This is a genomic window from Chelatococcus sp. YT9 (assembly GCF_018398315.1).
GTDB lineage: Bacteria > Pseudomonadota > Alphaproteobacteria > Rhizobiales > Beijerinckiaceae > Chelatococcus.
The window spans coordinates 2,777,819-2,790,874 of sequence record NZ_JAHBRW010000001.1 but is presented as its reverse complement, the minus strand read 5'-3'; the positions used below and the strand labels follow the sequence as shown (position 1 = coordinate 2,790,874).

The window sequence follows — 13,056 nt, the reverse complement described above, 5'->3', positions numbered from 1 at the left end:
CGCCGCCTCAGGCGGTCGCGATATATTCGCGCAGAACCTGATGCTCATGCTCGACTTCCGCGAGCCGATGCTTCACGACGTCACCGATCGAGATAATACCGACTAGGACGCCGTCTTCCACGACCGGAACATGCCGGAACTTGCCAAGCGTCATGATCTCCATGACGTCATTGACGAGGAAGCTTCCGGTGCAGGTGCGGACGTTCGAGGTCATATGCGCCGAAACGGCTTCGCTGAAGGCGACAGCACCCTCCTTCGCGAGGACCCGCACAATATCGCGTTCGGTGATGATGCCGAGAACTTTGCGATCCGCCCCGGCGACGACCAAGGCACCGATATGCTTTTCGGCCAAAAGCTTGACGGCTTCGTCGAGCGTGCGATGGGGCGGAATGGTGACGACATCTCCACCCTTCATGGCGAGAATACGATCGACCGACATAGCCTTCCTCCTTCCTCCAGGGACGCAGGCTGAGGACAACCTGCGACCAATTGTCTTAGATTGTGGGGAAAGCTTATGGAGATCGCAAGCTCCAAGCTACCGGTGATGTGCGCGTGAAATGATGCGGGACGCGCTGGACCATGCGCGCCGCTCAGGCCGGTCCGGCGCATTTCTCGTTCAGCGGCGCCTGCGCGATGCCGGATCCAACAGCGGAAAAAGCAGGAAGCCCGCAACGAAGCCACCGATATGCGCTTCCCAGGCTATTCCGCCATCAGCGAGCCCCAGCGGACTGGCGGCGATCCCGAACACGATATTCACGCCGAACCAGACCGCAATAAAACTCATGGCGCGGCGATCTTTCATGATCTCCCGCCAGCTCTGTGCTTTCGCGTATTCCGCCATGCCGGGCTGATGGGCGAGCCATGGCATTCCAGGCTGGAAGACGAAGCGGCAGGCTGCCGCCATGACGCCGGAGATGGCACCCGAGGCGCCGATCATCGGTATCGCGCCGTAGGGATTGAACAATGTATAGAAGATCGCGCCCACGATGGCGCATACCACGAGCAGCAGAACAAAACGCAGCGTGCCGAAGCGCCGTGCCACCGGGCTGCCGAAGGCAAGCAGCCACAGCGCGTTGAAAATCAAATGGGTCCACGAGCCGTGCAGGAAGGCATGGGTGATGAGCGTCCACGGCTTCGTGCCTTCCTGCAGCAGGAGCTGGGCGAGAAGGACGTGCTGGCTCCCGCGTGCCGCGGCGGCCGCGAGGATGGTGTCGAGCGCGGACGGCATGACCGCGACCGTGAGCCGGGCGGGCACGAACGCCAACTCGACGAGAACTCGAAAATCCGCCTCCTCGCTGATCGCCAGCCGGAGGACGTGGATCACAACGAGCATGGCAATGAGAAGAACGACCGACAGCGGCGCATTGACCATCGGCTCGCGCGCGGGGCGATGCGGTGTGAAAGCGTTCAAGGGCATCCAGTTCCTTCGTCTACGGCAGTTCACGGGGTCGGCGCGGCCACGGCAGGCCAGAGCATTGTGCTCAAGACTTCTGGCACATTTTTCCGGGGGAAACACCACCGCTCGCGAAGCTTCCGCAATCACGCTCAGAGTTGCTCCATCTCCGCATCGAAGGACGCTTCCGATAGGATTGACTTATCTGTACACACCCTCTGATAATATTGCGCCATCATTCATTTCGATGCGTGCGATAACCTTCATGAACACAGGACCATAACTGCAATTATATTCTCATGAACAATCAATCATTAATGGAAATAGGCTAGGAAGATCCTTGGTCGGCGCCCCTGCGCGCTCTTCCTTTTTGTGTATTATCCTTCATCGACACTGATGGATTGACAGATGGCGCCAGCAGCAACCGAGATCTCTTCTCCGGCATCGGGCGACGACGCTGAGCGCCGGCGCTTCGAGCGGCTTAAAATCACACTCCTCGGCCGCTACATGATCGAGGGGCGGCATGAGTTTCCATGCCAGACCATCGACATGTCTCCCGGGGACATGCATGTCCTGGCGTCGAACCGCGGTGAAATCGGCGAACATGCCGTGCTTTATCTCGATCATCTCGGGCGCGTGGAAGGCGATATCATTCGCCATTCACAACAGGGCTTCGTTGTCTCGATCACGGCCAACCCGCGCAAGCGCGAGAAAATCGCCGCCCAGATGACAGCATTGGCCAATCGGGAGCCCATCAAAGCTCCCGAAGTCCGCCGGCACGAACGTGTCACCCCAACCATCACCGGTATCGGACTGACATTGCCGGATGGGACGCAGCATGACGTCCATATCATGGACATCTCCCACTCGGGCGCCGCTTTGCTCGCCAGCGTCGTGCCGGAGTTGGGCTCGCCGGTAATCGTCGGCCGCACGAGCGCTAAGGTCGTCAGGCATTTCAATGGCGGCTTCGCCGTCGAATTCGGCGAGATCATGGGCAAACAGGACTTCGCGCGGATCATCGGACCGGCGGCTTGATCGCCGCACGGCCCGCCCCTCTGACGATTCCGCTCGGATCCATCCGCAGGACACACACAATGCCGAGTGTGCCGCATACGAACCCGCTAATACCTAACGGAACATTCCCCAGGAAAAGACATAAACCGTATGCCGAATGACAATATCTAGACCATAAATACATCAAAAATCACAATATCATTTTACGTGAGACGCAACAATTTACGGGAAATACTCGTCATTCACTAGCGTGGAGGACGAGTCATGATCCGGATATTGGAGCGAGTCAAACCTCGCCCCCTGCACATCCCGATTGCCGCGGTTCTGGCGGGTCTGATCGTCCAGCCGGCACTTCCCGTTGAGCGGCACGCGTCTCTCCCCTCCGCGAGCAATCCCGCACCGACTAAGGACACCACACGCGCGCCGATCGGATGGATTGATCTCTGCAAGCGCCACCCGTCGGAATGTACGATCAGTCTCGCCGAACCAGCGAAGATCATGCTCTCGCAAGGCCGGTGGAGTGAAATTGTCGCGATCAATCGCCGCGTTAACGCCGACATCCGCCCCCTGCCCGACCTTCAGCACTGGGGCCTCGTCGAGTCGTGGGATTTTCCGGACGACGGCGTTGGTGATTGTGAGGATTATGTTCTCGAGAAGCGCAAGCAGCTTGTCGCGGCCGGACTGCCGAGGCGCGCGCTGCTCATCACCGTCGTGCTGGATGAAGCCAATGCCGGTCATGCCGTACTGATGGTGCGCACCGATCGCGGCGATTTCGTCCTCGACAACAAGCGCGACGCTGTCCTGCCCTGGAGCGCAACCGGCTACCGCTTCATCAAGCGGGAAAGCCAGCGTGAGCCAGGCTGGATCGCCTTCGGCGAGCAAGAGGGGAATGCGGCAACGGCCACGCTTTCGCCCCTAAATTAACAAAATAATCACAAAGAAGGTTAACGCGCGTTAACACATCTTGTTCCGGCGCCCGGGCCATGAAAGAGTAAATGAAGCGTTATCGAGTTGGGAAACTGTAGTATGGCGTTCACTCTTCGCGTCGTGGCGTTCCTCGCGTCCCTTTGCGCCGCTACGACCTCGCAAGCCATGGCACAGACCCGCCAAGCCGCATTGCCCAACTTTCCCATCACCCCCGTGGCTCTCGAAATGGGCAACGCGCGCGCTCCGCTCGGCTGGGCCGACTTCTGCCGGAAGAACGGCGCGGATTGCGAGGTGGCGGACGGTCAGGCGCGGGAGGTGATGATCACCCCGCGTAGCTGGAACCTCCTGCTCGGTATCAATGCGAAGGTCAACAAGGAGATCGAGCCCGTCAGCGACATGGATCACTGGGGCGTCGTCGAATCCTGGGATTATCCTACCGATGGCAAGGGAGACTGTGAGGATTATGTCCTCGAGAAGCGCCGCCGGCTGATCAAGGCCGGTCTGCCGCGGGAAGCCCTGCTCGTCACGGTCGTGCGCGACTTGGAGGACGAGGGCCATGCGGTGCTCACCGTGCGCACGGATATCGGCGATCTCGTTCTCGACAACAAGCGCCAGCAGATCCTGCCTTGGACCGCTACGGGCTATCGCTATCTCAAGCGCCAATCGGCTGTCAGCCCGAACCTGTGGGTCGCCTTGGGCGCGCCGGATACCACGACGGCCACTGCGGCTCGCTAAGGCGAGCCGCACGCTACACCCTTCAATCAATCGGGCTGAGATCGGTGGCGAACCGCTTCCAGTTGTCCTGGTAGCCGACCGCCGACAGCCGCAAGCGCTCGATCGCCGCTTCGTCAAGCGCACGTACGACACGGGCCGGCGAGCCCACGATGAGGCTGCCGTCCGGAAATTCCTTGCCTTCGGTCACCAGGGCCCCGGCGCCTACGAGGCAATTCGCACCGATCCTTGCGCCGTTCAGAACAATCGCTCCCATCCCGATCAGGCTGTTCGGCCCGATACGGCAGCCGTGCAGAATGGCGCGATGCCCGATCGTACACCCTTCGCCGATCTCGAGTGGGAAACCGATATCCGTGTGGAGCACCGACAGCTCCTGGATATTGCTGCCTGCCCCGATCGTGATCTCTTCATTATCGCCACGCAGGACCGCACCAAACCATATCCCGACATCCCGACCCAGGACGACATTGCCGATGACCTGTGCATCCGGCGCCACCCAAAAGTGGTTGGGAGGCGGCAATTGCGGCTCTTTTTGTCCTAGTCGATACAGCGCCATCTCTGCCCTCTCGCTTATGTCCGCCCGCGAACCGGGCATGGGGACGACCGCCGAAATCTAGGGCATCGCAAGGAGGGATGTGAAGCGGCTTTAGGGCGATGAGCCCAGCCGAGAGATCATACAGCCCGCGAAGTTCTGGAGACTGCCTCCAGAACTTCGCCAGTTGCTCTGCTCCGATCCGATAATTTGCAAGGATCAGCTTAAGGGTTCAGCAAGCGGAGCCCTGCATGATTGCCCAGATACGCCCGGAAATCGCGCCACTCACGTCGGAGCGACACAACCGCGCACCCGATCTGCGCCACAGCGAAAAGCGAGGGCGACCTTTATCAAGGAAACATTAAGCATCAGAGCAAATGATGGTTCATCATGAGTTCCGCGATCTGTGGGCTCGCGCCACAGGCGGAGATGTCACCATGGCGAAGGCGGCCATTTTCGCGGCACTTCTGCATGCTCCAACGCAAAGGCGACGCTCGGCCGATCGCACCGTGCTGGCCTTCATGGCCGCGACCATCGTGGGATTGGGGACTGCCACAGGCATCGCCCTCGCCTTTGCGACCGCCAAACCAGAACCCCTTCCAGCCGTTCTGCATTATCAGATAGGCCAGACTGCACTGACGGCACCGCGGGAGTGGCTGCGTGCACCCATTGCGGGCGAAGGGCGGATAGAGCGTCTTGAACTCATCATCGACTGGCCGCGGAGCAACGCGGCTCCGCAGCACGACGATGCCGCAAACGGCTCGTTGCTTGATCGCTCAGTGCTGATTTCTTTGGGACCCGCCGATCCACTCTCGGCGCCCAGCGAACGCCTGAACAGGACCTACAGCCGCTTCGTTGATACAAAACCAGAGCCCGGACCAGCGGGACTCATCTCATACAGCTTCAAGGCTGGCTCGCGCTATGCCAACGAACGTCTGCTCGTGGCAGCGCAGGGCTTTGCCACGACGGATGGCGAGGCCTTCTTCGTGCGGTGTCCCCAGAATGAGGACGCGCAGAAGGGCTCACCAGCCGACCTTTGCACCACGACGCTGCATATCGGCATGTTGGACGCGGTGGTCCGCTTCAGCCCTGCTCGCCTGAGCGAATGGCCGCATCTCTCAGACGGCGTCAAGCGGATCGTATCCGCCCTGATCCACGGCCAAGCCCACCGCCCCTAGGCGCCAGGCGCGCCAAGCATACACGTCTCGAGCGGAGGCTCTGCGTGTCAGTCTTCGAGATCGGCGTCCAGGATCGCCATCTGGAAGCTATAGGACTTGTCGCCATCCTCATCGTCGAGGAACAGCACCCCCAGGAATTCCTCGCCCACATAAACCTCGGCGGAATCCGTCTTGCGAGGGCGCGCAACGACCCTGATGGATTGATTGGCGAAAGTGCGGCGCAGAAAACGCTCGATCTTCGCGAGTTCGGTCTTGTCCATCCTGTGGCCTCTAAAGCTCGACGATCCAGGTCACCGCCTTGCCACGCATGAACCCGGAGAGCAAGAAGGACCGGCTCAATCCGTCCCTTTGTCCGCTAGAATCTGGTCCATCCGCCGTGCGGGCTCCGCGCAGCCCGCCGCTCCGACAACGCGGGCCGGAACACCTGCGACCGTTGTATTGGATGGAACAGGCTGCAGAACCACGGAGCCGGCGGCGACGCGGGCGCAATGCCCAACCTCGATATTGCCGAGAATCTTTGCGCCAGCGCCGATGAGCACGCCATGCCTGATTTTTGGATGGCGATCTCCCTGTTCCTTGCCCGTGCCGCCCAACGTGACGTCCTGCAACAGCGACACATTGTCTTCCACTACCGCCGTGGCGCCGATGACGAGCCCCGTTGCATGATCGAGGAAAATTCCCTTGCCGATGCGCGCTGCCGGATTGATGTCGGTCTGGAAAACTTCAGACGAACGGCTCTGCAGATAGAGAGCGAAGTCCCGCCGCCCCTCGTTCCAGAGCCAATGGGCTAGCCGATGGGTCTGGATCGCGTGGAAACCCTTGAAGTAAAGCACCGGCTCGATCATCCGGGTGCAGGCGGGATCGCGGTCCGCGACGGCTAGAATATCGGCCCGCATTGCTTCGGCTATTGCCGGGTCATGGCTGATCGCCTCCCGGAACGCCTGGCTAATCAAGTCAGCGGGAAGCGCAGGATGCGCGAGACGCCCGGCGATCCGGTGGGAAACCGCCGATTCGAGCGACTCATGATTCAGGATCACGCTGACGATCAGGCTCGCCATCTCGCTTTCACGGGCGATGATGCCTTCGGCTTCACGCCGAATCTGCGACCACAACGGATCGAGCAGTTCCACACCGCGGCGCTGCGCGCCGTCCGCTCTGATCTGACCGCGATACGACATCAAGTCTCTCCGTGAGCCGGCCTGGGTCGCCAAGGTAACGGCCGCGGAACTCTCCGCAGGGCTCTTGCCGCCACCTTCCAACACCTGCACCGCAAATGCGTATTCCAAGCGAGATTAACAATAGCAAGGGCGACGCGTCCCACACAATAACGGCGCCGCCACAACAAAGGACCATCTTGCCAGGCACTTGGCAGGCGATCTTGAATCAGAACCGCAGACCCCATCGGTCGAAGCAGCGCAGCCGCAGCTTGAATCGCCTCGTCAGATAACGCCGGCAAACCATTGAAATATTATCGGGTCGGGGTCCCGTCAGCCGCTGCTTCAGCGAGAAACGCTATCACGCCGGCCTTGTGCACCTTGTCGCCGACGGCGAGATTATGGTCCCGCCCAGGAATGTCGAGCGCGCGGCCCCGCGGCAACAGGGCAGCGAGGGCCGGCCCGGAACCCGCGACATCATCCTTGGTACCAACCGCGACGAGCGTCGGGACAGCGATGCGCGCCACATCGTCGCGGCTCAGGGTTTGGCGGGAGCCGCGGATACAGGCGGCGAGCGCCCTGAGGTCGCTTTTTGTCTGCTCCGCGAAGGCTCGGAACATGCGCTGCATCGGGTCTGTGAGGTCATCGAGCGAGGGCGCCTCCATGGCGTCGGCAATTCCGATCGGCAATCCAACGCCCTCGATGAGGTGGATCCCAAGTCCGCCGAGAACCGCCGATCGCACGCGTTCGGGAGCGGCGAGCGCGAGATGGGCCGTAATGCGCGCGCCCATGGAATAACCAAGGACGTCCGCGCGTTCGATCGCCAAATGGTCCATCAGACGGCGCACGTCATCGGCCATGATGTGAGATTCATAAGCCGCGGGCTCATAGAGCTTCTCACTGGCCCCATGGCCGCGATTATCGAGCGCTATGACACGGTAGCCCGCGCGTCCCAACGTGTTGGCCCAGGACGTGTTCAGCCAATTGACCGTGTGGTTCGAGGCAAAGCCATGGACGAGAATGACGGGATCGCCCCGCCCCTCCGCGGGCGGCAGGTCTACGAAGGCGATGCGAACGCCGGCGGACGAAAAGCTCTGCATTGATGAGACCACATGCGATGAAGGCTGGAACAGGCTCGACAATTGCTTATTCACAGGCTGCGTCCAAGCCTTAATTCCGGATGGTGGGCATGGCGCCTTCGCCACCCCCCTGGCTCGGTTCACCCAATCCTGTCGCTCCAGGCTTGAACCGAGACGATCCGACGCTGCCATGAAATCAAGGAGATGGTTGGCGGCATCCGCGATAGCGACTATGGTGCCGGCCGATTCAGTAAGGCGACGACCGCCGCCGCAGTTTGGATAGCGACGATGGCTGACAAGAGCATCCCTCATTTCCACAATACGCGCGGTGTCCGTGTGATAGAAGTCGGCGCAAAAGAGTTCATGTGCATCGGCGCATTGCCTCCCTTCGATCATCCGCACATCTTCATCGACATGGGCGACGACAAGGAAGCAGTCTGCAGCTATTGCTCGACGCTCTATCGCTACCGCGGCGACTTGGCGACCACCGCCTGCATTCCGGAAGACAGCCTCTGGAACGACCACGCGACCGTCGCGGCCGTCGGTTAAGAAACGCAGCGATCAATGACGAACGCCGATCCGATCGTCGTCGGTGGCGGCATCGGCGGTCTCACCATTGCCTTGGCACTGGCGCGCCGTGGCGTTGGCGTCACCGTTGTGGAACAGCGCACCGTCCTCACGGAACCGGGGGCCGGTATCCAGCTGTCGCCCAACGCCAGCCGCGTCCTCGTGGATCTCGGCCTCGGCTCGGCCGTCGGCCGCCGCGCCGTGGAACCTGAACAGCTCACCGTCCACGCCATGGGCAACGGGCGGCAACTGGCCGCGATGCCACTGGGACGCGCCATGCGCAACCGCCATGGGGCGCCGTACTGGGTCGTTCTGCGGAGTGATCTGCACACCGTGCTGCTCGATGCAGCGCGCTCCACTCCCAACATTCGCCTGCGCATCGGCCGGAAGGCTGTCGATATTCTTGAAGGCCCCGGCGGGGCCGTGGTCAGCGTGACCGGCGATCGTGGTCAGGAAACCATCGATACGCCCCTGGTCATCGGCGCTGACGGTCTCTGGTCCAGAGTGCGCGAGAAGATCGCGCCAGCGGAACCTGAATTCGGCGGCTATATCGCGTGGCGGGCGACGCTGCCGATAGCCGATGTGCCCGCCGAACTCAGGGGCAAGCAGTCGCGCCTATGGCTCGGCCGCGACGCGCATGTGGTTCATTATCCGGTCGCGGGCGGCCGCGAACTGAACGTCGTAGCGATCATCGCCAGCAAGACGGCCATTGACGGCAACGCCAAACCAGGCGATCCGGCCGAGCTCAAACGCAGGATACGCCGATGCGACAGCAAACTTCGCAAGCTCGTCGAGGCGGTGCCGCGATGGCTTCTGTGGCCGCTGCATGACCTGCCGCCTCTGCCGCGCTGGAGCCATGGCAATGTGGTTCTGATGGGCGACGCGGCCCATCCCGTCCTGCCCTTTCTCGCACAAGGCGGCGCGCTCGCTATCGAGGATGCCGCCATTCTCGCGCAGCTCATCGTCCCCCACCCGGGTGAACTGACCGCTACAGGGAGCGCCCTTGCATCCTTCGAGGAGGTCCGCAAGGCCCGGGCCGCGCGTGTTCAGACCGAGGCGCGTCGCAATGGCGCAATCTATCACATGCGCTGGCCCCTCGCTGTGGCGCGCAACCTGGCAATGAGACGCCTCGGAGCGGAGGGGTTTCTCGCGCGCTATGACTGGCTCTACGGCTGGACGCCTCAATAGATATTCCGGCCGCAGAGCCCTTTTTACGTCATAGTCGCCCGCCGCTCATTGTGTTGCAGGCCTCCACCTTGCCTGACTTCAGACCGGTGGTGAACCAGCGCACCCGCTGCTCTGATGAGCCATGGGTGAAGCTCTCTGGCACAACATAGCCCTGTGAGGCCTTCTGCAGGCTATCGTCGCCGATGGCGCTCGCGGCATTCATAGCCGCTTCGACATCCCCGGGCTCCAGTGAGCGGTACTTCGCGTCGCTATGGCTTGCCCAGACGCCGGCGAGGCAATCGGCCATGAGTTCGACGCGCACCGACAGCTGGTTGGCTTGCGCTGGAGACGATTGACGCTGGGCTTCCTGCACCTTTGGCAGGATGCCGAGCAAGTTCTCGACATGGTGGCCCACTTCGTGGGCAAGGACATAGGCGTAAGCAAAATCGCCGCTAACATTGAAGCGTGAGCGCATTTCCCGGAAAAAGTCGAGGTCGATATAAACCGAGCGGTCAAGCGGACAGTAAAAAGGCCCTGTCGCTGATTGCGCAGTACCGCAACCTGAGCGCGTGACCCCGGAAAAAAGCACCATGCGCGGCGCTTGATAGTTCACGCCAACCTGCTGCGGGAGGACGACTTTCCAGACGTCTTCGGTATTGCCCAGAATGGCCGAGGCAAATTGCCCTTCCCTATCCGTTGGCTGGCCCGAACGACCCGTCTGCTGCGGTGCGGGTTCGTAATACTCGCCGCCCCCACCAGAAAGCATCTCCGCTCCGGTGATCAGAAGGCGCGGATCGATACCTAAGGCCCAGCCGAGCAGGCCGAGCACCACAATGGTTCCAATCCCCAATCGGCCACCCCGGCCGCCTGTCGGAATTCGGAACCCGCCGCCGCCCCCTCCACGACGATCCTCCACGTTATCGGATCGCCGAAAATCATCCCAACGCATTGCTCTTGCCCTTCCAAGGCCAGCACGAAGTCAGCGATCTTAGCATAGGTCAGCACGAAGACCGCCCTTGCCATCGCTCGATCAAGACGATCGCATAAGAGAAAAGTTCCCGAAATACATCCCTGGAGCCGCGACAAAGATTGAGAGATGAACCACCTTCGATCAAAGCCGCCTTTCGACGAGCAGTGGATAAGGAGATCCCTTCGGAAAGCGGGCCCGCCTTGGGCCGAGAATGCAGCGACGGTCATGCCGACCCAAAAGATGCCGACGTGTTTCCGGATGTTGGATCAGAGAAAAAGCCACCTAGACGGCCGCCATACGGGTCCGCTCCATGGAAGTCACTCAATCGGCAGTCCACCCGACGACAGTGCTGCTCTTGCGCGTATGGACCGAATGCGCGGCTTCGGGAGGCTGCCGAACTGATTCGGGATCTGCTTTCTTACAAAAGGCTCCACAGGCAAGATGAAGTCGACGCGCTCCTATGCGCGGACCACAATCCAGTGAATCTGTGGATTCGCGCGCAGCGATTTCCAATGCTGAGGCTCGGTAGCAATAAGTAATATTTATTGGAAGATTCAAGCACAACCGCTTCGTCCGATGCCCAGCACGAGGTCTTCAACCAAGCCAAGGCTGGCCAAAGCAGACTTACGTACACATCGCTACGGCATCGCTCCTTTCAATAGCGCTCTTCTGGGCAATCCAAGCGGATTGCAGTATCCGGCAGTGATACGGGCGGGAGCGGATGTAGCGGGCCATTCTACCGAAACATCACAGCTGGCGGATACCGCTTTCCTATTGCGAATTTTCGAGACACGCGATTTTCCGCAAAACCATTCAACTGCCGAGATCGCGCCGATAGGAGATAGGGAGATTGCCCCTTGAAAAAATATATACAAATCAACATGATAAAGGGCATCCATTACAACTGGAACCGAAGATGCTGCTAGCGGCGCATAAAAGCGCAAAGCATAGCGCCTGATACCCCCTTGATACCCTTACGCTCTTTGACCAAAACAAATGCGAAGCATGCCAAAAATGGCCAACAAAAATTCACCAATCGCGACAAAATCGCTCTATACATATACGTCAAGAGTATACAAGATCACGTTGATCGAATATACAAATCAGCAGAGCCGGCTATGTGAGAGAACTGCCTTTTCGCAATGCAACTTCTCAAGTAGGATACCCGAAAAGCAGTTGCAGGCGGAGCCATAAGGGCAACCTTCGAAAACAGGATGGATGCCAAGAAAAGGGAATGATGGTGCATGATGAGCACTTGCAGCTTAGTGCATCGCATATTTTTATCATGCCTTCGACCATTTTTCGCCACATCCATAGTTGATTAGGTTGAAATAATCGAATAAGCGATCAAAAATCGAAAGTGATTACTCGTACGCGAGAGGTTCCCATGACAACATCTTCTGAAACTGCGGATCGCGTCGCATCCGTCGAACTCGCGGCAGAAATTGTCGCGGCTTATGTCGCCAACAACAGTGTAGCTGTCGGCGAGCTTCCCGGCTTGATCTCCAATATCCATACTGCACTGCAGCGCCTCGGAGCGCCGACGGAAGAGCCGGTTTCCAAGCCTCAGCCTGCTGTTCCGATCAAGAAGTCGGTCACAGCAGATTTCATCGTCTGCCTGGAGGACGGGAAGAAGTTTAAATCGCTCAAGCGTCACCTGCGTACGCGTTACGACATGACGCCCGAGGAGTATCGTCAGAAGTGGGGTCTCCCCGCCGACTATCCGATGGTTGCTCCTAACTACGCGGCGGCCCGTTCGGAACTCGCCAAGACCATGGGTCTTGGTCAGCAGCGCCGCAAGTCTCCTGAACCCGCTCCAGCAGCCAAGTCATCCGGGCGCAAGGCAAAAGCTGCGGCGGCGGAACCTGCTGCGGAAGTCAAGGCCGCCGCCCCTGCAAAGCGCAAGGCCGCTCCACGCAAGAAGGCCGCCGCCAAGGCGTAAACGACGACATTCATTCCGTTTATCGGAATTCGTCAGATCTCGCGCTAGAATTTATAGCGTTCAGATCATGAAGAGGTAGAGTGCTTCCTGCAAAAGCCTGTTCCGGTTATCCGGGACAGGCTTTTTTTGTGCTGATATGCGCAGGATCGCGCTTCAAGGGATACCCGCGGTGCTTCAGTAGAATGGAGAACCTGCGAGGCGCCCGCAGCTCAACCTTATTGAGAGCAGCCGGATGGCGTCAACACGCGTTGATCTGCTCGAATATTGGCAAGTGCGGGGGATCTTCACGGCTAAAGGCCGCTCGTTGTATGAATATTCAAGCACCCACGCCACCATCGCGCCTCCTTTCGAAGATGGAAGATCTTCCATACAATTCTTCCGACCCTCACGAATGAAGAAGC

The 13,056-nt window shown here is 60.0% G+C and carries 14 protein-coding genes; 7 read left to right on the top strand and 7 right to left on the bottom strand.

The window, feature by feature from the left end:
• Positions 1–7: 7 nt before the first annotated feature.
• Both KIO76_RS12715 and KIO76_RS12710 read right to left on the bottom strand, forming a co-directional pair.
• Positions 8–439: a CBS domain-containing protein gene (locus KIO76_RS12715; protein WP_213323621.1), complete on the bottom strand. Its 432-nt coding sequence runs from the start codon at positions 437–439 to the stop codon at positions 8–10.
• A 177-nt stretch (positions 440–616) separates the two neighbouring features.
• Positions 617–1,417 (bottom strand): rhomboid family intramembrane serine protease, encoded by an 801-nt coding sequence (locus tag KIO76_RS12710; protein ID WP_213323620.1) that lies wholly within the window; start codon positions 1,415–1,417, stop codon positions 617–619.
• A gap of 384 nt (positions 1,418–1,801) precedes the next feature.
• On the opposite strand from KIO76_RS12710, the gene KIO76_RS12705 reads away from it, so the two are divergent.
• The 3 genes from KIO76_RS12705 to KIO76_RS12695 all read left to right on the top strand — a co-directional run bounded on the left by KIO76_RS12705 (position 1,802) and on the right by KIO76_RS12695 (position 4,069).
• Positions 1,802–2,428, top strand: a complete 627-nt coding sequence (locus tag KIO76_RS12705; RefSeq protein ID WP_213323619.1) for a PilZ domain-containing protein — start codon at positions 1,802–1,804, stop codon at positions 2,426–2,428.
• 243 nt (positions 2,429–2,671) lie between these two features.
• Positions 2,672–3,331 carry a transglutaminase-like cysteine peptidase gene (locus KIO76_RS12700; protein WP_213323618.1) on the top strand — a complete coding sequence of 220 codons (660 nt, stop codon included), beginning with the start codon at positions 2,672–2,674 and terminating at the stop codon, positions 3,329–3,331.
• Positions 3,332–3,433: 102 nt separating this feature from the next.
• Complete coding sequence (locus KIO76_RS12695; protein ID WP_213323617.1) at positions 3,434–4,069, top strand: transglutaminase-like cysteine peptidase; 636 nt, start codon at positions 3,434–3,436, stop codon at positions 4,067–4,069.
• Between the two features lie 22 nt (positions 4,070–4,091).
• Here the strand turns inward: KIO76_RS12695 and KIO76_RS12690 are convergent, their stop codons facing one another.
• Entirely contained in the window at positions 4,092–4,622 is a 531-nt protein-coding gene (locus tag KIO76_RS12690; protein ID WP_213323616.1) for a gamma carbonic anhydrase family protein, read from the bottom strand.
• Positions 4,623–5,035: 413 nt separating this feature from the next.
• On the opposite strand from KIO76_RS12690, the gene KIO76_RS12685 reads away from it, so the two are divergent.
• Positions 5,036–5,776, top strand: a complete 741-nt coding sequence (locus tag KIO76_RS12685) for a hypothetical protein (protein WP_213323615.1) — start codon at positions 5,036–5,038, stop codon at positions 5,774–5,776.
• A gap of 47 nt (positions 5,777–5,823) precedes the next feature.
• Here KIO76_RS12685 and KIO76_RS12680 read toward each other — a convergent pair whose 3' ends face one another.
• From KIO76_RS12680 to KIO76_RS12670, 3 genes are all read right to left on the bottom strand, one after another.
• Positions 5,824–6,036 carry a DUF3126 family protein gene (locus KIO76_RS12680; protein WP_110375552.1) on the bottom strand — a complete coding sequence of 71 codons (213 nt, stop codon included), beginning with the start codon at positions 6,034–6,036 and terminating at the stop codon, positions 5,824–5,826.
• A 75-nt stretch (positions 6,037–6,111) separates the two neighbouring features.
• On the bottom strand, positions 6,112–6,954 hold the full coding sequence (gene cysE / locus KIO76_RS12675; RefSeq protein WP_213323614.1) for a serine O-acetyltransferase: 843 nt from the start codon (positions 6,952–6,954) through the stop codon (positions 6,112–6,114).
• A gap of 290 nt (positions 6,955–7,244) precedes the next feature.
• On the bottom strand, positions 7,245–8,030 hold the full coding sequence (locus KIO76_RS12670) for an alpha/beta fold hydrolase (RefSeq protein ID WP_213325241.1): 786 nt from the start codon (positions 8,028–8,030) through the stop codon (positions 7,245–7,247).
• Positions 8,031–8,297: 267 nt separating this feature from the next.
• Here KIO76_RS12670 and KIO76_RS12665 point away from each other — a divergent pair, with 267 nt between their 5' ends.
• Positions 8,298–8,558, top strand: a complete 261-nt coding sequence (locus tag KIO76_RS12665; protein WP_213323613.1) for a zinc-finger domain-containing protein — start codon at positions 8,298–8,300, stop codon at positions 8,556–8,558.
• 15 nt (positions 8,559–8,573) lie between these two features.
• A complete protein-coding gene (locus KIO76_RS12660; RefSeq protein ID WP_213323612.1) occupies positions 8,574–9,764 on the top strand; it encodes an FAD-dependent oxidoreductase in 1,191 nt (396 codons plus the stop codon).
• A 28-nt stretch (positions 9,765–9,792) separates the two neighbouring features.
• Here the strand turns inward: KIO76_RS12660 and ypfJ are convergent, their stop codons facing one another.
• Entirely contained in the window at positions 9,793–10,692 is a 900-nt protein-coding gene (gene ypfJ / locus KIO76_RS12655) for a KPN_02809 family neutral zinc metallopeptidase (RefSeq protein ID WP_213323611.1), read from the bottom strand.
• A gap of 1,408 nt (positions 10,693–12,100) precedes the next feature.
• On the opposite strand from ypfJ, the gene KIO76_RS12650 reads away from it, so the two are divergent.
• Positions 12,101–12,655, top strand: a complete 555-nt coding sequence (locus KIO76_RS12650; RefSeq protein ID WP_213323610.1) for a Ros/MucR family transcriptional regulator — start codon at positions 12,101–12,103, stop codon at positions 12,653–12,655.
• The last annotated feature ends 401 nt before the right edge of the window (positions 12,656–13,056 follow it).

Excerpts from the sequence above, each read along its gene's own strand:
- KIO76_RS12715 (WP_213323621.1), bottom strand. The coding sequence starts at position 439 with ATGTCGGTCGATCGTATTCTCGCCATGAAGGGTGGAGATGTCGTCACC.
- KIO76_RS12670 (WP_213325241.1), bottom strand. The coding sequence starts at position 8,030 with ATGCAGAGCTTTTCGTCCGCCGGCGTTCGCATCGCCTTCGTAGACCTG.
- KIO76_RS12700 (WP_213323618.1), top strand. The coding sequence starts at position 2,672 with ATGATCCGGATATTGGAGCGAGTCAAACCTCGCCCCCTGCACATCCCG.
- KIO76_RS12710 (WP_213323620.1), bottom strand. The coding sequence starts at position 1,417 with ATGCCCTTGAACGCTTTCACACCGCATCGCCCCGCGCGCGAGCCGATG.
- KIO76_RS12650 (WP_213323610.1), top strand. The coding sequence starts at position 12,101 with ATGACAACATCTTCTGAAACTGCGGATCGCGTCGCATCCGTCGAACTC.
- KIO76_RS12660 (WP_213323612.1), top strand. The coding sequence starts at position 8,574 with ATGACGAACGCCGATCCGATCGTCGTCGGTGGCGGCATCGGCGGTCTC.
- cysE (WP_213323614.1), bottom strand. The coding sequence starts at position 6,954 with ATGTCGTATCGCGGTCAGATCAGAGCGGACGGCGCGCAGCGCCGCGGT.
- KIO76_RS12680 (WP_110375552.1), bottom strand. The coding sequence starts at position 6,036 with ATGGACAAGACCGAACTCGCGAAGATCGAGCGTTTTCTGCGCCGCACT.
- KIO76_RS12665 (WP_213323613.1), top strand. The coding sequence starts at position 8,298 with ATGGCTGACAAGAGCATCCCTCATTTCCACAATACGCGCGGTGTCCGT.
- KIO76_RS12705 (WP_213323619.1), top strand. The coding sequence starts at position 1,802 with ATGGCGCCAGCAGCAACCGAGATCTCTTCTCCGGCATCGGGCGACGAC.
- ypfJ (WP_213323611.1), bottom strand. The coding sequence starts at position 10,692 with ATGCGTTGGGATGATTTTCGGCGATCCGATAACGTGGAGGATCGTCGT.
- KIO76_RS12685 (WP_213323615.1), top strand. The coding sequence starts at position 5,036 with ATGGCGAAGGCGGCCATTTTCGCGGCACTTCTGCATGCTCCAACGCAA.
- KIO76_RS12690 (WP_213323616.1), bottom strand. The coding sequence starts at position 4,622 with ATGGCGCTGTATCGACTAGGACAAAAAGAGCCGCAATTGCCGCCTCCC.
- KIO76_RS12695 (WP_213323617.1), top strand. The coding sequence starts at position 3,434 with ATGGCGTTCACTCTTCGCGTCGTGGCGTTCCTCGCGTCCCTTTGCGCC.